23 protein-coding genes are annotated in these 24,518 nt (G+C 69.6%); 8 read left to right on the top strand and 15 right to left on the bottom strand.

Annotated elements, in window-relative coordinates:
* Positions 1-134 precede the first annotated feature (134 nt).
* Both IE157_RS09865 and IE157_RS09870 read left to right on the top strand, forming a co-directional pair.
* On the top strand, positions 135-1,232 hold the full coding sequence (locus IE157_RS09865; protein ID WP_064845695.1) for an S-(hydroxymethyl)mycothiol dehydrogenase: 1,098 nt from the start codon (positions 135-137) through the stop codon (positions 1,230-1,232).
* Positions 1,229-1,912 carry an MBL fold metallo-hydrolase gene (locus IE157_RS09870; RefSeq protein ID WP_131332689.1) on the top strand — a complete coding sequence of 228 codons (684 nt, stop codon included), beginning with the start codon at positions 1,229-1,231 and terminating at the stop codon, positions 1,910-1,912. Before IE157_RS09865 ends, IE157_RS09870 begins: the two co-directional genes overlap by 4 nt.
* A gap of 79 nt (positions 1,913-1,991) precedes the next feature.
* Here IE157_RS09870 and IE157_RS09875 read toward each other — a convergent pair whose 3' ends face one another.
* From IE157_RS09875 to IE157_RS09885, 3 genes are read right to left on the bottom strand one after another with little or no spacing between them, the layout of a single operon-like run.
* The gene (locus IE157_RS09875) at positions 1,992-3,278 is read right to left on the bottom strand and encodes an MFS transporter (RefSeq protein ID WP_231885489.1); all 1,287 of its coding nucleotides are present in this window, start codon (positions 3,276-3,278) and stop codon (positions 1,992-1,994) included.
* Positions 3,279-3,287: 9 nt separating this feature from the next.
* Complete coding sequence (locus tag IE157_RS09880) at positions 3,288-6,575, bottom strand: AAA family ATPase (RefSeq protein WP_318281430.1); 3,288 nt, start codon at positions 6,573-6,575, stop codon at positions 3,288-3,290.
* Positions 6,572-7,795, bottom strand: a complete 1,224-nt coding sequence (locus tag IE157_RS09885; protein WP_098054796.1) for an exonuclease SbcCD subunit D — start codon at positions 7,793-7,795, stop codon at positions 6,572-6,574. The genes IE157_RS09880 and IE157_RS09885 overlap by 4 nt, the downstream gene beginning before the upstream one ends.
* Before the next feature lie 586 nt (positions 7,796-8,381).
* On the opposite strand from IE157_RS09885, the gene IE157_RS09890 reads away from it, so the two are divergent.
* The 3 genes from IE157_RS09890 (at position 8,382) to IE157_RS09900 (ending at position 11,413) form a co-directional block, all read left to right on the top strand.
* A complete protein-coding gene (locus IE157_RS09890; RefSeq protein WP_193519861.1) occupies positions 8,382-8,888 on the top strand; it encodes a DUF6318 family protein in 507 nt (168 codons plus the stop codon).
* 326 nt (positions 8,889-9,214) lie between these two features.
* Positions 9,215-9,994, top strand: a complete 780-nt coding sequence (locus tag IE157_RS09895; RefSeq protein ID WP_193519862.1) for a PKD domain-containing protein — start codon at positions 9,215-9,217, stop codon at positions 9,992-9,994.
* 210 nt (positions 9,995-10,204) lie between these two features.
* Positions 10,205-11,413 carry an ADP-ribosylglycohydrolase family protein gene (locus IE157_RS09900; protein ID WP_193519863.1) on the top strand — a complete coding sequence of 403 codons (1,209 nt, stop codon included), beginning with the start codon at positions 10,205-10,207 and terminating at the stop codon, positions 11,411-11,413.
* A gap of 28 nt (positions 11,414-11,441) precedes the next feature.
* Here IE157_RS09900 and IE157_RS09905 read toward each other — a convergent pair whose 3' ends face one another.
* From IE157_RS09905 to clpS, 8 genes are all read right to left on the bottom strand, one after another.
* Positions 11,442-12,023: a 3'-5' exonuclease gene (locus tag IE157_RS09905; RefSeq protein WP_193519864.1), complete on the bottom strand. Its 582-nt coding sequence runs from the start codon at positions 12,021-12,023 to the stop codon at positions 11,442-11,444.
* Between the two features lie 39 nt (positions 12,024-12,062).
* Positions 12,063-12,923, bottom strand: coding sequence for a phosphotransferase family protein (locus IE157_RS09910; protein WP_064845701.1), 861 nt, complete (start codon positions 12,921-12,923; stop codon positions 12,063-12,065).
* A gap of 3 nt (positions 12,924-12,926) precedes the next feature.
* Complete coding sequence (gene rdgB / locus IE157_RS09915; RefSeq protein WP_098054742.1) at positions 12,927-13,628, bottom strand: RdgB/HAM1 family non-canonical purine NTP pyrophosphatase; 702 nt, start codon at positions 13,626-13,628, stop codon at positions 12,927-12,929.
* A complete protein-coding gene (gene rph, locus IE157_RS09920) occupies positions 13,618-14,427 on the bottom strand; it encodes a ribonuclease PH (protein WP_085106331.1) in 810 nt (269 codons plus the stop codon). Before rph ends, rdgB begins: the two co-directional genes overlap by 11 nt.
* 10 nt (positions 14,428-14,437) lie before the next feature.
* Positions 14,438-15,277, bottom strand: a complete 840-nt coding sequence (locus IE157_RS09925) for an MBL fold metallo-hydrolase (protein ID WP_064845704.1) — start codon at positions 15,275-15,277, stop codon at positions 14,438-14,440.
* A gap of 25 nt (positions 15,278-15,302) precedes the next feature.
* Positions 15,303-16,193 carry a glutamate racemase gene (gene murI, locus IE157_RS09930; RefSeq protein ID WP_098054744.1) on the bottom strand — a complete coding sequence of 297 codons (891 nt, stop codon included), beginning with the start codon at positions 16,191-16,193 and terminating at the stop codon, positions 15,303-15,305.
* A 68-nt stretch (positions 16,194-16,261) separates the two neighbouring features.
* Positions 16,262-16,837, bottom strand: coding sequence for a DUF2017 domain-containing protein (locus tag IE157_RS09935; RefSeq protein WP_193519865.1), 576 nt, complete (start codon positions 16,835-16,837; stop codon positions 16,262-16,264).
* The gene (clpS, locus tag IE157_RS09940) at positions 16,837-17,187 is read right to left on the bottom strand and encodes an ATP-dependent Clp protease adapter ClpS (protein ID WP_193519866.1); all 351 of its coding nucleotides are present in this window, start codon (positions 17,185-17,187) and stop codon (positions 16,837-16,839) included. The genes IE157_RS09935 and clpS overlap by 1 nt, the downstream gene beginning before the upstream one ends.
* A 64-nt stretch (positions 17,188-17,251) precedes the next feature.
* On the opposite strand from clpS, the gene IE157_RS09945 reads away from it, so the two are divergent.
* Positions 17,252-18,592: a nicotinate phosphoribosyltransferase gene (locus tag IE157_RS09945; protein WP_085106334.1), complete on the top strand. Its 1,341-nt coding sequence runs from the start codon at positions 17,252-17,254 to the stop codon at positions 18,590-18,592.
* 14 nt (positions 18,593-18,606) lie between these two features.
* Positions 18,607-19,224: an isochorismatase family protein gene (locus IE157_RS09950; RefSeq protein ID WP_131332682.1), complete on the top strand. Its 618-nt coding sequence runs from the start codon at positions 18,607-18,609 to the stop codon at positions 19,222-19,224.
* Positions 19,225-19,295: 71 nt separating this feature from the next.
* On the opposite strand, the gene IE157_RS09955 is transcribed toward IE157_RS09950, so the two are convergent.
* A complete protein-coding gene (locus IE157_RS09955) occupies positions 19,296-21,083 on the bottom strand; it encodes a DEAD/DEAH box helicase (RefSeq protein ID WP_167318356.1) in 1,788 nt (595 codons plus the stop codon).
* On the opposite strand from IE157_RS09955, the gene IE157_RS09960 reads away from it, so the two are divergent.
* The gene (locus IE157_RS09960; RefSeq protein ID WP_193519867.1) at positions 21,084-21,263 is read left to right on the top strand and encodes a hypothetical protein; all 180 of its coding nucleotides are present in this window, start codon (positions 21,084-21,086) and stop codon (positions 21,261-21,263) included.
* Positions 21,264-21,321: 58 nt separating this feature from the next.
* Here IE157_RS09960 and IE157_RS09965 read toward each other — a convergent pair whose 3' ends face one another.
* Genes IE157_RS09965 through IE157_RS09975 form a run of 3 tightly spaced genes read right to left on the bottom strand, consistent with a single transcriptional unit; the run spans position 21,322 to position 24,425 of the window.
* Positions 21,322-21,663, bottom strand: a complete 342-nt coding sequence (locus IE157_RS09965) for a DUF3039 domain-containing protein (RefSeq protein WP_082943205.1) — start codon at positions 21,661-21,663, stop codon at positions 21,322-21,324.
* A 33-nt stretch (positions 21,664-21,696) separates the two neighbouring features.
* Positions 21,697-23,442: a hypothetical protein gene (locus IE157_RS09970; RefSeq protein WP_318281431.1), complete on the bottom strand. Its 1,746-nt coding sequence runs from the start codon at positions 23,440-23,442 to the stop codon at positions 21,697-21,699.
* The gene (locus IE157_RS09975) at positions 23,424-24,425 is read right to left on the bottom strand and encodes an ABC transporter ATP-binding protein (RefSeq protein ID WP_064845711.1); all 1,002 of its coding nucleotides are present in this window, start codon (positions 24,423-24,425) and stop codon (positions 23,424-23,426) included. The genes IE157_RS09970 and IE157_RS09975 overlap by 19 nt, the downstream gene beginning before the upstream one ends.
* Between the last annotated feature and the right edge of the window lie 93 nt (positions 24,426-24,518).

The following is a 24,518-nucleotide window of genomic DNA, read 5'->3' on the forward strand; positions in this document are numbered from 1 at the left end:
TCATCTCCCGGCTCGTCATCCGTACCCGGTTTTCGTCGCGGGGCGAACGACGCGGCGTCGTCGGGCCATGTGTGGCGGCCACCATGCATACTGGGAAGGACGTTAGGAAGCTACGAGACGACGGAGGCAACCGTATGCACAAGGTCAAAGGCGTGGTGGTGCGGGCCAAGAACGAGCCCGCCACCGTTGAAACCATCCTGGTCCCCGATCCGGGGCCGGGAGAGGCACTCGTGGACGTGCTCACGTGCGGGGTGTGTCAGACGGACCTGCACTACAAGGTGGGCGGCGTGGGGGACGCCTTCCCCTATCTCCTGGGGCACGAGGCCGCAGGCGTGGTCAGCGCCGTGGGCGAGGGTGTCACGGAGGTGGCCGTGGGCGATCACGTGATCCTCAACTGGCGCGCGGTGTGCGGCGAATGCCGGGCGTGCCGCCGCGGTGAACCGTGGTACTGCTTCAACACCCACAATGCCGAGCAGAAGATGACCCTCGAGGACGGCACAGAACTCGAGCCCGCCCTGGGGATCGGTGCGTTCGCGGAGAAGACGTTGGTCGCGGCCGGGCAGTGCACCCTCATCGAATCCCCGCTCGAGGGCGAACAGTACGCCGCGGTGGGTCTGCTAGGCTGCGGCCTCACCGCCGGGATCGGCGCGGCGATCAACACCGGTGCGGTCAAGCGCGGAGAGTCCGTAGCGATCATCGGCTGCGGCGGCGTGGGCACCGCCGCGGTCGCGGGTGCGGCGCTCGCGGGCGCGACGACGATCATCGCGGTGGACGTGGACGACGACAAGCTGAGCACCGCGCAGCGGCTCGGCGCGACCCACACGGTCAATTCTCGTTCCGTGGATCCCGTGGAGACCATCCGCGAGCTCACGGGCGGTCACGGCGCGGATCTCGTGATCGACGCCGTGGGCGTGGCCGACACCTTCATGCAGGCCTTCCAGGCGCGTGACCTCGCGGGTCGCATGGTCCTGGTGGGCGTTCCCAATCCCGGGACCGTGGCGGAGATCCCGCTGGACCAGGTGTTCTCCCACGGCGGGTCCATCAAGTCCGCGTGGTACGGGGACACCCTGCCCTCGCGCGACTTCCCGATGCTCGTGGACCAATACCTCCTGGGCCGGTTGGACCTGGATGCCTTCGTCTCCGAGCGCATCGCCCTCGAGGACGTGGACGCCGCGTTCGGGACCATGAAGTCCGGCAAGGTCCTGCGTTCCGTCGTGGAACTGGCCCGATGACGCGCGCACCGCAGACCGTCCTGACCGACCCGCGCGGCGGCGTCACCGTCACGAACTGCGTCACGGAGGGCACGTTCAGCCTGGACGGCGAGACCTTCGACGTGGAGAACAACGTGTGGGTCGTGGGTAACCAGGCCGAGTGCGTCGTGATCGATCCCGCGCACGACCCCGACGCCGTGCTCGCCGCCGTCGCGGACCGCACCATCACGCACGTGCTGCTGACCCACGGTCACGACGACCACATCGCGGCGGTGCGCGAGTTCACCGACCGCGCGGGCACGGACGCCCCGATCATGATGAACCACGAGGACCTCATGCTGTGGCGCGCCGTCTACCCGGAGGGGCCCGAGCCCGAGCCGTTGCGAGACGGACAGGAGATCCTCGCTGGCACCGTGATGTTCACCGTGTTGGCCACCCCCGGCCACTCTCCCGGGTCCGTGGTGTTCCACGCCCCGCACCTGGGTGAGAACGGGGTGGTCTTCACCGGGGACACATTATTCCAGGGCGGCCCGGGTGCCACGGGGCGGTCCTATTCGGACTTCCCCACGATCATCGACTCCATCGAGAAACGGCTGCTCACGCTGCCCGAGGACACCCTCGTGCTCACGGGTCACGGCGACTCCACGACCATCGGCCAGGAGAAGCCACACCTGAGCGAATGGATCGCCCGCGGCCACTGAGTGATCGCGCTCGCGGTACGACGCCGCTCGGCCCGGTCCCCTGCGAACCGGCCCGGGCGGCGTCGTCGTGTGAGCAGCGTCAGATGCGGGGCCTGGGCCCGGGGCTGCGGCGTTGCGTGTAGTTGAAGATGAGGGCGGTGGCCAACAGCACCATAGCGGCCGCCATGGGGACCATGGCCGCGGTCATGTCGTCGAAGTGTACGCCCAGGTACGCGCTGAGCGTGAGTCCCAGCGCCGTGGCGATGCTCGACGTCACAGTCATGCGTGCCACGAGTCCCAGGAAGTCGCTGCCCGCAGTGACGTAACCGGCACTGCTGTGGAGGCACAGCAGGCACGGGCCTGAGAACAACCCGAGCGCGAGGAGCACGAGGGAATACCCCACGAAACCGGACGGCCCGGACATGAGCATGGATGCCAGCAGTGCACCCGTGGCGGCGAGAATCCACATGTTCTCAGCGCTCAACCGGCGGCGGAAACGCACGGCCAGGCTCGACCCCACGGCGGCCCCGAACCCCAGCAACGCATAGATGACCCCCATGGTCTCCACGCTGTCCAGGGACACTGAGTACACCACGAGGCACCCGAGTACCGCGCCCATGAGGGCGTTCAGCGCCGCCACACCGTAGATCAATCCATGGCTCAGCCGGAACACGGCACGGCTGCGCCCGGGCGCGCCGCGGGGGCGTCGCCAGGACCAGAGGGGCATATCCGCGCGGGGACAGCGGGCGGAGGAATGCAGGACGAATGCCGCCGTGATCAGCACGGTCCACACGGCGGCGAAACGCAGCACCACCGCCGGGCCCATGGTCACAGCGAGCAGTCCCGTGAGCGCGGCACCCAGCACCGTGGCCAGCCCCTCGTTCACGGATTCGCGGCGCATGGCCGCCGGGAACGCTTGTGACCGGTCCTGTGCTCGCAACACGGAGGCCCAGCGGAGCCGCGCGGCCAGTCCCATGGGTGTCATGACCACGCCGGCCACGAAGAACGGCGCGAGCGCGGACACGGCATCCCACGAGACCGGGATCTCGGTGACCTGGGCTCGTGACAGCACCCAGAGGATGATCCCCTGGATCAGGGAGAACGCGACCAGGGCCCACAATCGCCAGCGGGCGTTGGCCAGCGCGGCCACACCCACGCCGCTCACGGCTATGCCGAGACATAGGGACGCCGAGCTCAACGCGGCCGTCCACGCCGAGGAGGACGAGACCGCCACGAGCGTGAGCAGGCCCAACGGGGCCATGACCTGGGGCAGGCGGAGCAACATGGTGATCGCGCCCAGCCTGCGATCACTGCGCACGGTGCGTTCACGCGGGGTGAGCACCTTGCCGGGCTTCTCGGGCGCGGGGCGGCGGATCGCGGTACTCACGACCTCAGCCTACGCGGCATCCCACGGCCCCGCGACGACCGACAGATGCGAGCCGCCGGGGGTCTTGGTGACCACGAGCTGGGTGTCGATGCGTTGTTTCATCTCGCTCACGTGGGACACCACACCGATGACCCGCCCCGTGCGGCGCAACCCGTCCAGGGTCTCGAGGACCTGCTCGAGGGTTTGTTCGTCAAGGGAGCCGAAACCCTCGTCCACGAAGAGCGTGTCGATCTCCCGTCCCCCGGCCTCGGACCGGACGACATCCGCAAGAGCCAGGGCGAGCGCGAGCGAGGTGAAGAAGGATTCCCCGCCCGACAGTGTCTCCGTGCCGCGGCGGACACCGGTCCACGAGTCGTCGATCTCGAGTCCGAGCCCGGACTTGCCACCCCCTCGGGTGCGATCCGTATGCACCAGTGTGAAGCGGCCGGAGGACATCCGTGCCAGGTGTTCGGACGCTACCGCGGCCACGTGCTCGAGCTTCGCGGCGAGCACGAACGAGGTCAGGGTCATCCGCAGGGCGTTCTCGGGGGAGTTCGCGGTGGCCACGTCCGCGAGTCCGCTCAGGCGCTGGGCGTTCTCTCGAGCGCGCTCGAGTTCGGCGCGTCGGGCGGGCATGTGCTCGGCGTGGGATGCGGCGTCGGCCGCGAGGGTCTGCAGTCCGCCCAGCTTCTGGTTCAATGCATCCCGCAACTGTTCGTACCCGTCCCGTTCGGCGGCGGTGCGAGCCAGTGCTTCCTCGGACAAGCCCGCGCGTTGCTCGGCGCTGAGCCCCTCGGCGCGTTGCATGTCCTGGGTCGCGAGTTCCGCCGAGACTGAGTCCCGCTCCTCCTGCAGGGCGGTGAGCCGCTCGGAGAGTTCGGCCGCGTCCGCCGGGTCCATGAGAGCCTCGTCCGCGGCGCTCTCGGTCTCGAACGGGGACGCCTCAAGGGCACGTTCCACGGCACCCTGCGCGGTGCGGACCTCGTGTTGCGCGGCCTCCAGCGCCCGCTGTTGCGATTCCCACTCGCTCACCGTGCGCACGAGGTGCTCGGACCGTTCGAGGAACTCGGTGGCCGAATCGAAACCCTTGATGCGCCGGGCCAACTCCTCACGCGCCCGGTCGCACCGTGTCAGGAGTCCCTCGAGGCGCGCACGGGTCCCCGCGATGTCACCGTTGATCCGCGTCCCCTCCCCCTCGAGATCTTGGACCTCCCGCCGAGCAGCCGCGATCTCGGCCTCACCCCGGCGCACCCGGGTCAGGCTCTGCTCGAGTCGGGCCAGTTCCTCATCGGCGTGGCGGCACCGGTCCACGGCGGCGTCGACGTCCGTGTCCGCGCCGCGCGCGAGCGCCTCGGCCGCACCGGTCTGCGCCCGCTGCCACGCTGCGTGGGAGGCATCCACGGTGTCCTGTGCGGTGTCCCGGGCGGCGCGTGCGCGATCGAGTGCGTCATCGGTGACCTCGTCCTCGGTTCCGGCGCCGGCGAGGTGCGGGTGCTCCGTGGCTCCGCACACGGGGCACGGATCCCCCGGCTCCAGCCCGGTGGCGAGGGTCGCGGCCGCACTCGCGTAGCGCTGCGCTTCGAGCGCTTCCACGTGCTGGGCGGCAGCCCGCCGTGCGGTTTCATCCTCCCGGTACCGGCGCGCCCGTTCCTGCTCCTCCGCCCGGGCCCGTGCGTATTCCCGACTCGCGGCCACGGCCTCCCGCGCGGTGCGGGCCCGTTCGCGCACGAGGGCCTCGTCCTTGACCTCCCCCAGGAGTTCGCGATGCAATTCCTCGCTGCGGGTCAAGGCGTCCCGCGCGGAGGCGAGATCCCGGGTGAGGTGCGTCGCCCGCTCCTCGAGCGCCGAAAGGGCCTTGCGTTCGCGAGCCGCCTCCTCCTCGTCCCTCGTGAGCGACTCCTCCTGGGCCACGGCGCCCCTGGCGGATTCGCGCGCGGTCACGACTGCATCGCGCAGACCCGCGGGCACCTGCCCGGACTCGTCCACGGCGTCCATGAGGCTCGCGTCCGGACCCAGAATGTGCTGAGCCACGCGGGCCGACGGTGCGTCCCCCGTGACAGTGGCACGCAGGTCGGTGACGGCGGCGTCGAGGGTCGCGACGCGCTGTCGGGCGTCACGCAGTTCCACGAGCGGCGCTTGCAATTCCTGTGCCGCCTCGTGCTCGCGCAGTTGTCGGGCCGCACCCTCCGACTGCTCCGCGTGCTCCGCGAGTTCATCCCGGCGCCGCGTGAGTTCGCCGCGCCTCCTGACCAGCGAATGCAGGGTCTCCAATTGTGCGTAGCGCTGCTGGGCCCCTGTGTACGACGACGCCGCGCCGTCCCGTGCCCGGCCCACCGTGTCTACGAGGGTGTCGCAGTCGTCGACCAGCTCACGCCATCGATCCGGGCCCCCTTCGTTGTCGGCGTCCCCCGATATCCCGTCCGCGGGCCCCTCCTCCGAAGCGGCCGACGCAGCACTGGTCGAGGCTCGGCCCTGGTCAGACGAACCCGCGTCAGTTTTTCCACCGTTGGCGTCCGCCGCGGTGCCCACGGCGACGTCGCCGACCGACCCCTCGTCCGACGGGAGATCCAATCGGGTCCGGAGCGCCCCGGGGAGGTCCGATAAGACGTCCTCCGGTAACCGGGCGACCGTGTGGGCCACGCGTTCCCTGAGCCGGGCGAGGACCTCGTCCGCTCGTTCCGCCTCGCGTTCCGCCTCGTACAGGACGCTCTTGGCTCGATCCGAGCGCGTTTTCAGCTCATCCTGGATGTCCGCGTAGACGTCCGTGCCGAACAGCGTTTCCAGGAGGTCTTCCCGCTCCTTGGAACCTGCTTGCAGGAACCTGGCGAACTGGCCCTGGGGAAGCATCATCACCTGGGTGAACTGCTCACGGTCCAGGCCCACGACGTGGTGGATGGTCTGCCCCACGTCGTCCGGGCGGTAACCGCGGTCCACCCATTCCCCCGCCACGTGTTCCCGCAATGACACCGTGGCGTGACGGTCGCTCCATCCGGACGCAGCCCGGGAGGACGGTTCGCGCCACGCGGGCGTCCTGCTCACGTGCCACCGCCGGCCACCCGCCGTGAACTCCAACTCGACGCGCGGCCCGGTGCGGGGATCCGCGTGATCACTGTGCTGGGCCTTGCGCCCGCCCTTGGCGGCAGTCGTGGGCCCGGATCCGTAGAGCGCGAAGCAAATGGCATCCAACACGCTGGTCTTACCCGACCCGGTTTCGCCGTTGAGCAGGAAGACCCCTGCCTCGTTCAGGACGTCGAAATCCACCGTCTCCCGCTTGGCGAACGGCCCGAAGGCGGTGATCTCCATCCGATGCAGCTTCACTGCTCCACTCCCCTGCTGCGCGCGGCGGCCACCGCGTCCGCGATCTCGTCCTGTTCCGGCACGGACAGCCCCCGGTGCCGCACGTGGTCGTAGAACTGGGCGCACAGCTCCTCGGCACCGGCGGCTTCCGCGACCCGCGCGCTGTACGCCTGCTGGGTCAGAGTCCGGCCGCCCTCGGGTTCCCAGCGCAGTTCCACCGTGCGGGGGAACCGCGTCCTGATCCGATCCATCGCGGATGCCGGGCGGTCACGATCCGTGAGGACCACCTGACACCAGGCACCCTCCGCCGAGGTGTGCGCCGGATCCCGTAGCAACTCGTCGAGTGTCCCCCGCAGGCACGCCAGATCCATGCGCGCGGCGTGGTCCAAGCCGGTGACCTCATGGACCCCGGTCTCCTGGACGTCCACGAGCCACGCTCCCTTGGGGTGTCCGGCCTCGGAGAAGGAATAGGCCACGGGTGAGCCGCTGTAGCGCACGGCGTCCGCGACTCGCTGCCGGCGGTGGATGTGGCCGAGCGCCGTGTAGTCATGACGGGCGAAGACTTCCGCCGGGACGGTGCCGAGGCCCCCGGAATCGACGACGCGCTCCGGATCCGTGGGTTGCGCCCCCGTCACGAACGCGTGCGCCATGACGACGGACGGGATGTCGCCTCGTTCTTTCCTGTCCACATCGATGCGCTCCATCACGGTGCCCAGCACGGCCTGGTGCGTGGGTGCACAGTCGAGCGACGGCGCGGCCGCGCGCGGTTCGATGTACGGGATGCCGTACACGGCCACCGTGAACGCCCCCGACAGGGTGGCACCGCGCGGGTCGGGGGCGGGCGGCGCCGTCGCCCGGGCGACCGTGATCGTGGAGTCCGTCGACTGCGAGAGCAGGACCGGGACGTGGGCGTCCGGCACGCGGGTCAACAGGTGGACGCCGCCGTGGGACATGATGCCGGAGCCGAAACCCAACCGCGCCGGGGAGTCGTGGTTTCCGCTCGTGAGTATCACGTACGCGCCCGCCTCGCGGATCTGCGCCAGGGTGGTGCTGAGCAGCTCCACCACCTCCGTGCGGGGCTGGGCGCGGTCGTACACGTCCCCCGAGACCAGGACCGCGGAGACACCGTGGTGCCGCACCCACTCGACGATCTCGGCCATGGCCTGCGCCTGGACGTCCAGGATGTCGACGCCGTGGAAGGTACGCCCCAGGTGCCAGTCGGAGGTGTGCAAGATCAGCATGGGGTCAATGTAACCGCGGTCTCGGACACCCACAGCGACCTCCCGCACATGTGCAGGTCACACGGCGCAGGCCCCCTGACGGTGTGATCCACCGCGGCCGCCACCGCTTCGCTAGGCCGGCGGCGCGCCACGTGGCGGATTGTTTCTACTCGCTAGTTCCCTCTTCCACGCCGTGACCAGGGGTCATGCATGCGCATGTTCTTCGTCGTCCACAAGCTACGGCCCGGCCATGGCCCGCGCCGTCTTGCGCCTCTATGCTCTGGGGGATGTCTGGTACGTCACACAACGGTGTGGCACGAGGGGGTTCACCGGGATGCATTCACCACGACTGATCGCCACGGCCGGCCGGGGAACGACCCTCGCCCTGCTCGCAGCGCTGCTACTCACCGGGTGCGGTAACGGCTCGCCCGGAGCGGGTGGGGGTGACAGCGCCGCGCCCACGGGAGTCACTTCCGCGGGGACGACGGCGCAGCCCACGTCCCCCGCGCCGGACGCCTCCCCCGCATCCCCGACGACGCCGCAGAGCGGGTCCCCGAGCGGGTCCGACAGCGCATTGCCCGATGACTGGCGTCCGGAGGAACCCACGGTGCTGGCCACGGGCCAGAAGGTCCCGGAGGACTACGAACCCGCCACCCTGGAGCATCCGGCCCGCAATGTTCCCAAGCCCGTGATGCCCGCGGAGGCCAGGGACGAAACCGAGGCCGGCGCGCAGGCGTTCCTGAACTACCGCGCCGATGCCCAGTGGTACTCGATCCAGACCGGGGACACCTCGCTGATTCGGGAAGTCACCTCGACGGATTGCGAGAAGTGCACCGAGCAATACGACGCGTATGACAGTAGATATGCCAATGGTGACTGGGCGGCCGGCGGTTTCGAGAAACCCACAATATTGAGCGACACATTCGTCAAGCGACCGGATGGCGGCTACAACATCCCCGTATCCGTCACCAGTAGCGGAACTGTAGGAATTGACGACAACAAAGTCGCCGCCAGGCAACTTCCGTTTGACGAGTCGCATGCCTTCGATGTGTACATCTATCGGGAGAATGGCGTGTGGCGGTACCTGACGTCGTCACCCAGGGGATCACTGTGACACGGCGGGCGATATCAGTTCATCTGGTTTGCGCCTTGTTGACCGCGTTGTATTCGCTCGTTCTTACCAACACTGGGGGCCGCGGCCACGAGTCGTCCCCGATCGACAGCGGTATGACCGCGGAATCAGCGCAACTCAGTTCATCAGCGCGGGCGAGTCAGGGGTTCATCGAACTCCGATTCCGTCAATCCCGGAACGCCGGCGGGAGCGGGCCTGGGTTTGCGGGCCACGGGCCACAGGGCGCAGGCGCGCCGGACACCAGCCAGGCTGCGGCGTGGGATCCGGATACCGATCCCACGTTCCAGAAGGCGCTGCGTGATCGGCTCATGTCCAACGAGGATTCAATCTTCTTCAACGCCCGCCTGATGGACACCGCCAAGAACAAAACCGTCTACGGCCTCCAAGACCCCTGCACCGACCAACGTGGGGCAGCACTCACACGGTGCCGTACCACCCAAGAATGCACCGACGACACCGGGGCCGCCGGTGTGAACATGGACATCGTCATTGGCGGGGCCAATGACAGGACCCGCGCCGCGCGCGGTACCCAACTGTGCGTCAGCAACACCCAAGCCGATCAAGCCAGCGACGACGGGTACGTGGCGCTGCCGGTGTTCACCCTCCAGGACTTCCAACAACTGGCCGTCGCCCCCGCCGCCAGTCACGTCCAACCCGCCCCGGACACCTTGAAGAACATGCACACCAATGTTTATGCGCAGGCCCAACCCCAGACCTTCACCACGACCCTGGGTGGCTACCCTGTCCAGGTGAGGGCCTACCCCGTCCAATACACCTGGTATTACGGGGACGGCACCACCCTGGGCCCCACACCCCTGACCGGGGCACCCCTACCCGACGGTGCGTGGGATGAGCCCACCGACACCTCCCACGTGTACACCACCACCGGGGACTTCACCGTGACCCTGACAACCTCGTTCTACGGGGAATACAACATCGCCGACACCGGGTGGCAACCGGTCGCCGGCTACAACCAAGTCACCTCACCCCCGGTGGCGCTGAGTGTGTGGCGGGCCACCGTGCACAACGTCGCCGATGACTGCCACACCAACCCCACCGGCATCGGCTGCCCCGGCGCCGACAAATAGCCGAGTCCAGGGAAGGCCCCCACGCTCTCGAGGCCGGACATGCCCGTTAGCCCTCGCAATCTCCTGAGACACCCGGCCGACTTGATCCGTCCCGTACCCGAGGCGCTCCCAGCCCGGGCAGGCTCCTATGCCGCCCGGACCTCTTGAACGGCCCCATGCCCGAGCTGCATCACCCCGCACGATCCATTGCCACCCTCATAAACTGATCCCATGACCTCACCGCACACGCCCGAACTGTTGGAACAAGACCGCGGTCTGGACGCGGCGTCGTCGTGGTATCCGTCGCTCGTGAGGAGCGTGTTCCTCTCGCCGTGGCGCGCGACCGCGGCCGAACGACCCGGCGAGGGAACCCAGCTCCTCGCGCGCACCGCGGGGGCGCTGAACGAGGTGGCCCACTGGGCGAATGACGGTCAGGCCGCGGATCCCACGGCGTGCGCGTGGCTCGCGTACTTGCGCTGGGCCGTGCGCAACGGCGCGAAGCTCCCCGGCGACGCACCGCACCCGCCCGACGACGACCTGGACCACCACTACCCCCTCCTCACCGCACCGGGTGAGCACGCCGGGGACGGTTTCACCGCCTTGTCCATGGGCCGCCTGGGCGAGGTCACTCGTCCGGTCCTGCCACTCGCGGACAGCGCCGAGATCCTGGCCCGCACGCTGCCCTATGGACTGGTGCCCCACATCGGGTGGAAGTCGCTCGTGGCCCTCGCCGTGGACTCGGCCGCGATCACCCACGGCAGCGCCGAGGCACAGACCGCGGCTGTTGGTGCGGCCCTGACCGTTCACGCGGCGGGCCGTGCGCGGGGCAGTGGGGCCTCACTTCAGGACGTAGTCGAGGAAACCGGCCGAGTGGTCACACTCATGACCCGGCCCGCGCCCCTCACCCGGGAGCTGCTCGACCTGTGCGCGGACCGATCCGCCCGGGACTCCCTGTTCGATGGGATGACGGAACCCGCGGGAGCGTTCACGCGGGCCGTGGGGGACGGAACCGCGGCGTCGTCGGCCCTGGCACTGGGGCTCGCGGCGGTGCTGTGCGCCGAGGATGCGCCGCACGCGGACAACTCGGGGGACGACGTCGCTCAGCGGGCTCTCTCGCTGCTGTCCGGTCACCCGGCGGCGAACGACGCGGCACGTACCGTCGCGGTCAGTGTTGCTGCCGCGCGCTGGGGGCTCGGCGACGCCACACACGGCGAGGACATCGGGGAGAGCGGCAACGGCGCGCCCGGCGGCAACGGCGCCGCCGGCGACGACCGCATGGCCCGGCAGGACGCCGTGGCCGACGACAACAGCCGCACCACAAAAACGCACAGCGGCACGGACACATCCGGCACCGATCCCTCCGGAACCCGCGCGGCGTCCCGCCGTGAACTGCTCGCCCTGGCCGATCGCTGGCTCACCCTGTGGCGGCCGCACGCCTGAGAATCACCCCGATCGGAGGCGCGTCGCGTCACAGGGTCGCGCGCTGCAGCCTGACCCCGTAGTGCGCCGTGAGTTCGGCCATGCTGTGCGCCCCACTGCGGCGCGCGAGATCGAGCACGATCCCGGCGCACGCGAGGGAGTCACTGAGCGCATTGTGGTGCTCCACGACCTCCGCCCCCGCCGCGCGGGACGCCGACGGCAAAGCGTAGGAACGCAGCGTGTAGGCCGCACGGGCCAAGCGGAGAGTGCACGCGTAGTCCCAGTTCCGAGCGGTTCCGCCGCACGCCCGGTTCGCCGCCTTGATCACGCCGGTGTCGAAGACGGCATTGTGTGCCACCAGAACCGAATCCGGATCCTCCGGGCTGATGTTCTCGCACATCCAGTCCCACAGCAGGTCGAACGTGGGCGCGTGGGCGACGTCCGCGGGCCGGATGCCGTGGATCCGGACGTTGCCGGGCTCGAACCCGTCGTGGCCGAGCGGCGGACGGATGAGTGAGTACCGGGTGTCCACCACCTGGCCGTCCCTGACCCGTACCACCCCCAGGGCGCACGCGGACGCAGGGCTGCGATTGGCGGTCTCGAAATCTATGGCGGTGAAACTGACGGGCACCCGATCAGGGTAGGCAACGCCTCCGACATGGCATGTCGCTCACACGGAGGCCATGGCGCGGGTCTCGTACCACGCGTCCGCCTTCTCCACGGCCTGGCGGATCTGGGCGGTGTCGAGCTCATGGTGCAGCGCGTATGCCACGGCCTGCAGCGGGAAGATCCGGGAGTGCAACCGCGCGCGCAGATAGTTCTCCTCGTCCGTCGCCTGGCGCACGCTGGACCAGCCGAACCAGAGTCCCAGGGACGCGACGTCGTACGCGGGATCGCTCATGCTCGCGTGGTCCCAGTCGATCACGCCCACCAGGTGATCGTCCTGCCACAGCATGTTGGAGCCCATGAGGTCCCCGTGCACGAGCCGCGGCGGGACGTTGTCCAAGGCCACGAGGTCCTCGATCGCATTCATGGCGCGGTCCCGGTTCCGCGGGAGCAGCAGCGGCAGAACCTGGTCCAGCAGGACGTGGCGACGGCGGTGACCGCCCCAGTGCTGACCGGGCCGGTCCAGCCACGGTTCCGCCGCGCGCGCGTCCGCATTATGTACCTGCTCGAGGACCCTGCGCAGCTCCCGCGGGTCCGCGTGCCCCGGCGGGCGGGGGCTGCCCGGGATCCAGGTCATCCCCACCGCGGTGTACCGCCCGTCCTGCAGCACGGGGGTCAGGGGGCGCGGCACGGCGAAGTCGAACTCCGGTAGCCGCGACAGCGCACGGGTACGCCTGCGCACGTTCTCCCCCGAGGTCGGGTTCTTGGCGATCCGCACGCTCATCACGTGCCCCGCGTTGACCACGATGTGCGCGGACCCGCCGGCGTGCAGCTCCCACTCGGAGCGATCCACGCGCACCCTGGCCTCCGCCAACACCGCCTCGACAGCCGGAGCAAAAGGTAGGTGTCCGCACGCGAAAGTCATGGGTCAGTCCTCTGGCTCCGGTTCCAGGGGGGACGCCACTGTGGCTTCCGGCCCGTCCTGCCGCGCGGTCCCACTCGAACCCGTGAGCAGCTGCAACAAGTGCGGCAACACGGCGGCCATGGCCTGCGCACGATGGCTGATCCTGTTTTTGTGCTCTGGGCTCAACTGCGCGCAGCTGAGGCCGTCCTGGCCGTCCGGGGCGAAGATCGGGTCGTAGCCGAACCCGTTCTCCCCCGCGGGTTCGCGCAGAATGTTCCCGGGCAGCTCACCCGTGACCACGTGCTCGGCGCCGTCTGGTGCGACGACCGCGGCGGCGCACAGGAAGGAGCCGCGGCGGTTTTCGGGGGCGATGTCCCCGAGCTGGGCGAGCAGCAGCTGGAGGTTGGCGGCGTCGTCGCCGTGGACCCCGCTCCACCGCGCGGAGAAGATGCCCGGGGCGCCGCCCATGACGTCCACGCTGAGTCCCGAGTCGTCCGCGAGCGCGATGAGTCCCGTCTCCGCGGCGGCAGTACGCGCCTTGAGCAGCGCGTTTTCCTGGAACGTGACGCCCGTTTCGACGACGTCGCTCAGCCCGGCCGTGCGCGCGTCCACCACGATCCCGGGATCCGTCAGCCCCGCGTCGCGGAGCATGGCCTGCAGCTCGCGCACCTTGCCCGCGTTCTGTGTCGCGAGCACCACGCGGGCACCGCGTACGTCATCGGCCACGGGTGGCCTCCAGGGTCTCCCGCTGGATCTCGGCCAGCTGGGCGCACCCAGCCACGGCGAGGTCGAGCAGCACGTCCAGTTCGGCGCGCTTGAACGGTGCGCCCTCGGCCGTGCCCTGGACCTCCACGAAGTCCCCCGAGCCGGTCACGACGACGTTCATGTCGGTTTCCGCGCGCACGTCCTCCACGTACGGCAGGTCCAGCATGGGAACACCGTCGATGATCCCCACGGACACGGCCGAGACCGTGTCGATGAGGGGGTTGACCCGCGGCTTGAGGATGCCGTTGTCGTGGGCCCAGCGGATGGCCTCGGCGAGCGCGACGTACGCGCCGGTGATGGACGCGGTGCGCGTACCGCCGTCGGCCTGCAGGACGTCGCAGTCGAGGACCACGGTGTTCTCCCCGAGGGCCTTGAGGTCGATGATCGAACGCAGGGAGCGGCCGATCAGACGCGAGATTTCATGGGTGCGGCCACCGACCTTGCCCTTGACCGATTCGCGGGCCGAACGCGTGGAGGTGGCGCGCGGGAGCATGGCGTACTCCGCGGTGACCCAACCCCGGCCCTCACCCTTGAGCCAGCGAGGCACGCCCTCCGTGAGGGACGCGGTGCACAGCACACGGGTGCCGCCGAATTCGATCAGGGCGGAGCCCTCGGCCTGTTCAGACCAACCGCGGGTGATGGTGATGGGCCGCAGTTCGTCGACGGCGCGCCCGTCCGCTCGTACCAGCCCCGATGCGGCGGAGCCACCCTCGCCCGTGGAATTCTCGGTGGATCGTGCCGGCTCGGTAGGCGAAGTCATGGGTTTCAGCCTAGTCCCCGGTCACCGCGCTTGCCAATGCAGTGAACGACTGGTCGGTCGGCCCGGCAACGTCGTAACTCGTGGCCACACGGGCCACCGTGACCGGACCGGAGAACGCTCCGACGGCCTCCGCCGTGGCCGTGTCCACCGAGTTCCACACGGGCAGGTGGGTCAGCAGCAACCGACGCACACCCGCGGCGGTCGCGGTCTCTCCCGCGCGCTTGCCCGTGAGGTGGATCCCGCGCAGATGGTCCTCGCGGCCCTCCTGGTAGGCGGCCTCGCACAGGAACACGTCCGCGTCGCGGGCCGCTGCCACGAGCTCGTCGCACACGTCGGTGTCCCCCGAATACGTGAGGACCTCTGTGCCCTGGGCCCCGCGGTACTCGACGCGCAGCGCATAGGGCTCGGGGCACGGGTGGTTCACTGGGTGGGGTGTGACCGTGAACGGACCCACGGTCACGGGCTGGTTGGCCTGCCACACGTGGAAGTCGAACTCGGTGTCCATCGAGTGCTCGGGCGGCAACAGGTGCAGCTGGTTGAGGTATCCGTGCAGCATGGACGGACCGTAGATCGGGATGCGACCGCCCTGCCATCCGCGGGGATCCCACTTCACAGCCACGTGCAGACCGCCCACGTCCACGCAGTGGTCCGGGTGCAGGTGGGAGAGCATGATCGCGTCGATCTCGTGCAGGTCGATGTGGCGCTGCAGGACACCCAGGGCACCGTTGCCCATGTCCAGCACGATGCGCCACGTGCGCCCGTGCGCGTCCTCGCCGGAGAGCAGGTAGCACGAGGCGGGGGCATCGGGCCCGGGAAAACTTCCGGTGTTACCGATCACTGTGAGGATCATGGGTGATCGCCTTTCTGGTGCCGACTCAGCGCTGAGCCGCGTGGATCGTGGCGAGGGAACCGGTGGGGTACTGCTCCGCGACGGACGCCGTGTGCCGGACGCGGACCACTTCGGGGCCCAGGAACCGTTGGGCGAGGACCTCGAAGCTCACGGGGTCCCCCGTGGCCAGGAATTCGTGGTGGGGAGCGAGCTCGGGATCCCGCTCGAGGTGGTTGTCCAACAGGCAGCGGTAGACGTCCCGCGAGGCCTCTTCCGAGGACGAGACCAGGTTCACGCTCTCGCCCATGACGTAAGAGATCACCGCCGTGAGCAGCGGGTAGTGCGTGCACCCGAGCACCAGGGTGTCTACGCTCGCGTCCTTGAGGGGCTGGAGGTAGTGCTGGGCGGTGCGCAACAGATCGGGCCCCGTGGTGACGCCGCGCTCCACGTACTCCACGAATTCGGGGCACGCCACGGACGTGATTTCGAGCTGGGGTGCGGCCGCGAACGTGTCGTCGTACGCGCGCGAGCCGATCGTCGCCTCGGTGCCGATCACCCCCACCCGACCGGAGCGCGTGGTGGCCACCGCGCGGCGCACCGCGGGCTGGATGACCTCGGTCACGGGGATGTTGTAACCGCGCGTGTAACGCTCGCGCGCATCCCGCAGCACTGCGGCGGACGCGGTGTTGCACGCGATCACGAGCAGCTTGACCCCGGAGTCCACGAGGTCGTCCATGATGCGCAGGGCGTTGGAACGCACCTCGGCGATCGGCAGGGGCCCGTAGGGGCCGTGCGCGGTGTCACCGACGTAGAGGATCTCCTCGTTGGGCAGCTGGTCGATGATCGCCCGCGCCACCGTGAGCCCGCCCACACCCGAATCGAACACGCCGATGGGCGAGTTGGGATTGGGACCGGTGGGACGTTCGTGCACCTGCATACCGGAAAACTGTAGTGCTTTTCGCGCGCGCCCTCGCGCATGAGACGTGTGACCTTGGCGATCCCCGGTCACCGGGGCGGCAGGGTCTTCAGCAGCGCGTTCATGAGGGTCTCCTGAAGCCAGGAGACGAAGTTGTAGACCACACCCATGTACTGCTCCACGTCCTCGGCCCGGCCGAAGTCGGTCAGCTCGGCCACGCGCTCGGCGGCCTCGGTCGAGTCGATGTTCAGCCGGGAGGCCAGCACCAGGCGGACGTCGTTGAGCGAGCGCGCGAAGTCCTGTGCCTGCGCCACGCTCAGCACCACGGGCTGGGATTCCAGGGCCAGGGAGGACGCACGCAATGCCGCGGTCTTGCGTTCGCGCAGCGAGCGGTCCGTGAGTCGCCGGAACTCCGCGGCCTGTTCCGGGTCCGACGACGCCGCGGGCAGCAGCCTGCGCACCGCCGGGTCCGTGGGTTCGGCCACGTCCTCGTCCCAGCCGAGCAGCGCCTCGAGCGGGTCGTCGTTGCGAGCCGGCCCGTCCTCGCGCGCTGCGGGTGCCAGGGTCTCCCCCACGTCCGAGAACAGTTTCTGCAACAACCGCACCTCGGGGGCCTCGAACCGACCGACGATGCCCTTGCGCGTGCGCTTGAACCCGTGCGCCATCAGTGCTCCCCCGCCTTCTCGTACGTGGCCCACAGGCCGTAGCCGTGCAGCGAGCTCACGTGCGTCTCCGCCTCCTCGAGGGTTCCCGTGAACACGATCGAGCGGCCCCGGTTGTGCACCTCGAGCATGAGTGTGCGGGCCTTGGCGTCCGAGTAGCCGAAGTGGACGCGGAACACGTAGACCACGTAGCTCATGAGGTTCACGGGATCGTCCCACACCACCACGTTCCACGGCACGTTCATGGCCGTGACCGCCTGCTCCTCCCGTTCGAGCACGGGGGACTCCGCCGGCGCGGAGCTCATCTGGACGGCCGGGATCCGGGCGGGGACGGCGCGGTGCGTAGTGAACATCGCCTCCATGGTAGTCACGGGGACACGGATGTGCGCACGACGGACGGCCCACTAGGCTGGCCACGTGAACGAGCACACCTATTCCTGGCACCCGCAGCCCACGTCCTTGCTGACGGACCACTACGAGCTCACCATGTTGCAGGCCGCGCTCCGGGCAGGCACCGCGTCCCGCCGCAGCGTGTTCGAGGTCTTCGCCCGCAGACTCCCCAACGGCCGCCGCTACGGGGTGTTCGCTGGGATGGGCCGGGTGCTCGAGGGGCTCGAGCAGTTCCGATTCACCGACGAGCAGCTGCGGTTCCTGCGGGACACCGCCGTGGTGGACGCCCAGACCGTGGCGTACCTGGAGAACTTCCGTTTCACCGGCCAGATCCGCGGCTACGCCGAGGGCGAGACGTACTTCCCCCACTCGCCGCTGCTGAGCGTGGAGTCCTCGTTCGCCGAGGCGTGCGTCCTAGAGACCTACATCCTCTCCGTCCTGAACTTCGATTCCGCCGTGGCCTCGGCGGCCTCCCGCATGGTGGGTGCCGCGGGAGAGCGCCCGTGCATCGAGATGGGATCGCGCCGCGCCCACGAGCAGGCGGCCGTGGCCGCGGCCCGCGCCGCCGTGGTCGCGGGCTTCGACTCGACCTCCAACCTCGAGGCCGGTTTCCGCTACGGGGTCAAGACCGTGGGCACCGCGGCCCACTCGTTCACCCTGCTGCACGACTCCGAGGAGCAGGCGTTCCGCGCCCAACTGGACGCGCTGGGTGTGTCCACGACCCTTCTGGTCGACACGTACGACGTCGAACGGGCCGTCACGCTCGCCGTCGAGATCGCGGGCAAGGACCTCGGGGGCGTACGCCTGGACTCCGGCGACCTCGTGACGCAGGCCACGTCCGTGCGCGCGCTGCTCGACAAGCTCGGCAACTCCAACACCCGGATCACGGTCACCAGCGACCTGGACGAGTACGCGATCGCCGCCCTGCGCGCCGCTCCCGTGGACGCATACGGCGTGGGCACGCGCCTCGTCACGGGTTCGGGTGCCCCCACGTCGTCGATGGTCTACAAGCTCGTCTCGCGCGAGGGCGCCTCGGGCGCCATGGAACCCGTGGCCAAGGCGTCCTCCGGCAAGAAGTCGGTGGGCGGCGAGAAGTACGCGCTGCGCCGTCGTGATCCCCAGGGCGTGGCCACACACGAGATCGTGGGCGTGTCGCACATGCCCGAGGACGACGGCGATGACCGCCCCCTGCTCGTGGACTACGTCACCGGCGGCGAGCTGCACGACGGCTACACGGGCCCCGAGGCCGTAACCCGTGCCCGGCAGCGCCACGTCGATTCCGTGGCCGAACTGCCCCGCGCGGCGCGCCGACTCTCCGAGGGCGAGCCCGTGATCCCCACCGTGATCGAACCCGGAACCGCACACTGACCAGGGAGGTAGCCATGCGCACTGCATTGCTGATCGTGGACATCCAGAACGACTTCTGCGAGGGCGGCAGCCTGGCCGTCGAAGGCGGGGCGGCGGTCGCCGCGCAGGTCTCCGAGTACCTCGAGGACCACCACGGCGACTACGTTGCCGTGGCCGCGACCCAGGACTGGCATGTTGACCCCGGGGAGCACTTCAGCGACACCCCCGACTTCGTCACGAGCTGGCCCGTGCACTGCGTCGCGGAGACCACCGGCGCTGACACGCACCCCGATCTCGACACCGAGTACGTCACGGAGTACTTCCGTAAGGGCGCATACGACGCCGCCTACTCCGGTTTCGAGGGCCTGTCCGCCCCGGACGTGGACGTCCCCATGGGGGAACCGGAGGAGGACTCCGACGAAGAACGCGTGAGCCTGGACGACTGGCTGCAGGAACGCGGCGTCGAGGCCGTGGACGTCGTCGGTCTCGCGCTGGACCACTGCGTGCTGGCCACCGCCAAGGACGCCGTGGAGGCCGGCTACGAGACCCGGGTGCTGCTGCCGCTCACCGCGCCCGTGGCAGCCGAGTCCGGTGAGCGGGCGGTCGAGGAACTCGAGGCCGCGGGCGCGGAGGTCGTGACCGACCTGGACTGAACGCCCGCCGCGCCGCCGTGCGGGCCGCGCCGCTTGGCCGCGTCGCCGCGTCGGCCGCTACGCGGCGTCGGCTACTTCCGGCCGATGAACCAGCGCTGCAACAGGGCGATCCGTGCGGTCAGCTGGTCCTCGGAGGCCTGGGCCACGGCCGGGCCTCCGCACTTGGTGCGCAATTCGTTGTGGATCACCCCGTGCGGTGTTCCGGTGCGCGCGGACCACGCGGAGACGTTCTTGGACAGCTGCGAGCGCAGGTCCTTCAGGCGGCGGTGATCCGGCACCGCGGGGGTCTGGGGTGCGTCATGGCCGCTCCGACCGTTGCGCTGGGCCGAGCGCGATTGCCGCTCCCGCAGCAGGGCCGAGACCTGGTCCGCGTCGAGCAACCCGGGGATCCCCAGGTATTCGGCTTCCTCCTCGGAACCAACCGCCGCGCCACCGCCGAAGGCGCCGCCATCGAAGAGCACACCGTGGAAGGACGCGTCCGAGTCCAGGGCCTGGAAGTTGCCCTGGGCCAGGGACGACGACGCCTTGTCCTCGCGGTTGGCCTCATCCAGCAGGTCGTCGTCCCAGCCCGTTTCCATGGGCTGGTCGAAGTCCACGACCCCCGGCATGTTCTTGGGCTTGTCCAACGCGTGGTCCCGCTCCTCCTCCATGGAGTTGGCGAGCGCCATGAGCGTGGGCACCGAGGGCAGGAACACGGACGCGGTCTCCCCGCGCTTGCGGGCGCGCACGAAGCGACCCACCGCCTGGGCGAAGAACAGCGGCGTGGAGGTGGACGTGGCGTACACGCCCACGGCCAACCGGGGCACGTCCACGCCCTCGGAGACCATGCGCACCGCGATCATCCAGCGCTTGTCGGATTCGGAGAACTCGTCGATCTTGTTGGACGCGGTCTTGTCGTCCGAGAGCACCACGGTGGGCCGCTCCCCCGTGATGGCGTGCAACTGTTCGGCGTAGGCCTTGGCGTCCTGGTGGTCCGTGGCGATCACGAGCGCCCCGGCGTCCGGGACGGTGCGCCGCACCTGCGTGAGCCGCTGATCGGCGGCGCGCAGCACGGACGGGATCCACTGCCCGTGCGGGTCCAGGGCGGTACGCCACGCGTGGGACGTGATGTCCTTGGTGAACCCCTCCCCGAGCTGGGCGGCCATCTCCTCACCGGCCGAGGTCCGCCAGCGCATCTGACCCGAGTAGGCCATGAAGATCACGGGACGCACCACGTGATCGTGCAGGGCGTCCGCGTACCCGTACGTGTAATCGGCCGTGGACCGGCGGATCCCGTCCCCGTCCTCCTCGTAGCTCACGAACGGGATGGGCGAGGTGTCCGAGCGGAACGGTGTACCCGTAAGGGCGAGCCGGCGGGTCGCGGGTTCGAAGGCCTCGCGCAGCCCGTCGCCCCAGGACAGGGAGTCACCGGCGTGGTGGATCTCGTCCATGATCACGAGCGTGCGCCCGGCCTCGGTGCGCGCGCGATGCAGCAGCGGCTTGTTGGCCACCTGTGCGTAGGTCACGGCCGCGCCCATGTAGCCGCGGCCGTGCTGGCCGTCCGCGTTCTTGAAGTTGGGGTCGATCGCGAGTCCCACGCGCGCCGCGGCGTCGGCCCACTGGCGCTTGAGGTGTTCCGTGGGGGTCACCACGGTCACGCGCTGAACGGTCCCCGCGTCATGCAGCTTCTTGGCCACGGTCAACGCGAAGGTCGTCTTACCCGCACCAGGGGTCGCCACGGCCATGAAATCACGCGGTTGGGCTTGTTCGTAGCGGTGGATCGCCTCCGCCTGCCACGCGCGCAACTTGGGCGCGGTCCCCCACGCCGCCCGGTCCGGATAGGCCGGCGGGAGATCCGCCGCGGCTCCGAAAAGGGACATTTGATCGCTGTCAGACACGTGGTGCTCGTCCTCTCCGCACGCTCGTTGGCGCGCATCCACTCCGGTCCCGTCACACGGATCGGGGGTCTCGCTCGCGCGGACGACGACGCTCGGATCGCCGTCGTACGAGGCACGGACGACGACGCCCGCGCGACCCCGCACGGCAAAGGCGCCCGCTGAGCGCGGGCGCCGCCGGTGGTCCCGCCCGGCGCGGGACCTCACGAGAAGGGAAGGGTGGTCAGTTCTCGGGCTCGTCCTTGCCGGGACGCAGGCCCTGGTAGATCTCCTTGCACTCCGGGCACACGGGGAACTTCTGGGGATCCCGACCCGGGGTCCACACCTTGCCGCACAGGGCGATCACGGGTTCGCCGGACAGTGCCGACTCCATGATCTTCTCCTTCCGGACGTAGTGCGCGAACCGCTCGTGATCACCGGGTTCCTGCAGCTGCCGGGTGTCCTCGCGCTCGATCGTGGAGGTGCCACCCACGGTCTCGGGCTTCGTGCCGAACAGACCGTTGCTGATCACCCGGGAGGAGCGCACGGAAGGATCCGTGAATTCCTGGGCTTCGGTGATTTCCATGTCCCCCACTCTACCCCGCGCACCGGGCCCGGCTCACCGGTAGGCGGCCACCTCCTGGAGCAGTTCGGGCCCGCGCGCGTCCAGCCACTTACCGCCCGAACGCACGCCGATCCACAACACCACGAAGCCTTCCACGAGGCCCACCGCGAGCGCGAGCCAGCACCACACGGCGGCTCCCGTGACGAGGTACACGATCAGCAGGATCCCGGCCGGGAACGCGAGCAGGGCCATGAGACCCATGATCACGAACTGCACCACCAGGTTGAGGATCGTGAACCCCTGGGGTGTCTTCATGGGGGACGCGCCCGGGGGCGGCGTGGGATACGTGTACCGGGCCGAGACGATCGAGACCACGCCGGCGCCACCGAGCAGGATCCCCACGCACACGCCCACCACGGCGGGCAGGGCGTCCCAGCGCTGCACGCCCGCGAGCCAGAGCACGATCGAGAGCAGCACCAGCGGCACGGCCACGATCAGCAGGGCCACCACGCGCCCCAGCCGATCCGCACGCCCGGAGACCGGCGCCAGCACGTGAAGGCTGAACGCGGTGTTGTCGTAGGAGACGTCCGCGGAGATCGCGTACGCCATGAGCAGCGACACGAACAGGGGCAGCGCCCACAGACTGAACCCCGACTCACCCGCGATGAACCAGAAGACCGCCCCGATCGCGGGGATCATGAGCAGCGACGCCGAGTAGCGCGGGTCCTTGAGCCAGTACGTGAGACACCGTGCGGCCACCGCACCCCATTGGTTCGCCGGGAACCGGTCGAACAGACCGACGCCCTCCTGCGGGCGGGACGTCCCCCGGGCGGCTCCGCCGGCGGCGTCGCCGAGGGCACGGCGCAGACCCGCACACGTAACGACCACGAGCAGGAGCAGCGTGACCAGGGAGATCGCCACTCGGGCGAGGGCCGCGAGCCAGTGACCCGACGCGACGTCGCCGGGGACCGCCCAGGTAGCACCGAGGGGGGTCCACGCGAGAACTCCCGCCCATGTGGGCAGCAGCTGCCACACCTGGCCCAGGCCGGTCGCGAACAAGGAGATGAGGGGCCCCAGCAGCACAACGAGAACCAGCACGACCATGGAGATGATCTCGTTCGTGCGCCGCCCCTTCGCGAAGTTCGCGCCCAGGGCCGTAACGCAGCGCGAACCGACGAACGCGAGCAGGGCGCCGATGATCGCGCACGGTATTGCCGCAATGAGCGCCACCGTGGAACCGCGCCACGAGAACAGCCAGCCGAGCAGGGCGATCACGGTCAGCACCCCCGGGATCCCGACGACCGCGCCCGCCACCTGGCCGGCCACCAGACCCGTGGTGCTCAGGGGGAACAGGGCGAGCCGGGAAGGGTCCAGCGTGGAGTCGGCCTTGGACGAGACCAGCGGTACGAGCCACCAGCCCACGAGCAGCAGGGAACCCAGCAGGACCGACGCGACCACCACGGTCTCGAGGGCTTCACCCCCGAGCGCGATCAACGCGGTCAGCGCCATCCCCAGGAGGAACAGTGCGTAGAGGCCACCCAGAATCGTGCCCACCAGGATCCACGTGCTGCGGGTCAGGGTGTTGATGAGCACGCGCCATTTCAGCCCGGCCAGCCGCCGGGCCTCCTCGAACGCCCCGATGCTGCGCGTGACGGGTTCACCCCCGCCGTGCGAGGGGCGCACGGAGGCGGGAACGGCGGCGTCGGGCGCGACGTCCTGTGCGGGGCCTTCTGCGAATGCGGTGTCGAGGTGGTCGGGAGCCGCGGCGTCGCGCGGGTCGTTCACTCGGGACGCAGCCACTGCAACCCCTCCCCCGCTTCGGTGCGTCCGCCCACCAAGGACACGAACCGGTCCTCGAGGGACATGCCGGCGCACACCTCGTCCATGGTCCCCTGCGCGAGGACACGGCCTTGGTCCATCACGGCCACGTGATCGCACATGCGCTGCACAAGGTCCATCACGTGGCTCGAGACCACCACGGTGCCGCCCGAATTCGTGTACTGGTGCAGCAGCGATCGGATGTTCGCGGCGGAGACCGGGTCCACCGACTCGAACGGCTCGTCCAGCACGAGCAGGCTGGGTGCGTGGATCATGGCCGCGGCCAGGGCGATCTTCTTCGTCATACCCGCGGAGTAGTCCTGCACCTGGCGCCCCGCTGCGTCCTGCAGGTCCATGGCCACGATGAGGTCCTCGGTCCGCTGCGCGACGAGCTCGCGGTCCATCCCGCGCAGCAGACCCGAGTAGGTCACGAGCTGGCGTCCCGTGAGCCGGTCGAACAGGTGGGCGCCGTCGGGCAGCACACCCATGCGTCGCTTGGCGGTCACGGGATCACGCCACACGTCCACGAGCTCGTCGCGGCTTCCCCCGCCCACGAGCACCGAGCCCGCGGAGGGACGCAGCAATCCCGTGGCCATGGACAGCGTGGTCGTCTTGCCGGCGCCGTTGCGCCCTACGAGGCCGTAGAAGGAGCCCCGCGGCACCGTGAGGTTCACATGATCCGCGGCGGGTCGGCCGGACTGGCCGTAGAACTTGGTGAGGTCCCGCACGGCGAGCGCGGGCGTCCCCGTGCCGGAGTGCGGCGCGGGGACTCGGGGCGCGTACTGCGTGGTGGCATGGGGCGCCGCATACCGCTGGGCGGCCCCAGGGGGTGCCGCATGCTCAGAGGGCGCCGCGTGCCGGGGTGCTCCCTGCTGCTCGGTCGAGGGGTCGTTAGCCACGGGTCCCCCGGCGCCGGGGGCGGGCTCGCGGCGCGGGGTCGTGGGTCCGTTCACTGGGCTACTCATGTCACCAATGTACTGAGTGACCCGCGTGGCATGGCGGATTCACCGGACCTCATCACTGTCGACCCGAGGATCCCGCCAACCCTTCACCGGGGC

It is taken from the genome of Kocuria marina, from assembly GCA_014652975.1.
GTDB classification, from domain to species: domain Bacteria; phylum Actinomycetota; class Actinomycetes; order Actinomycetales; family Micrococcaceae; genus Kocuria; species Kocuria marina.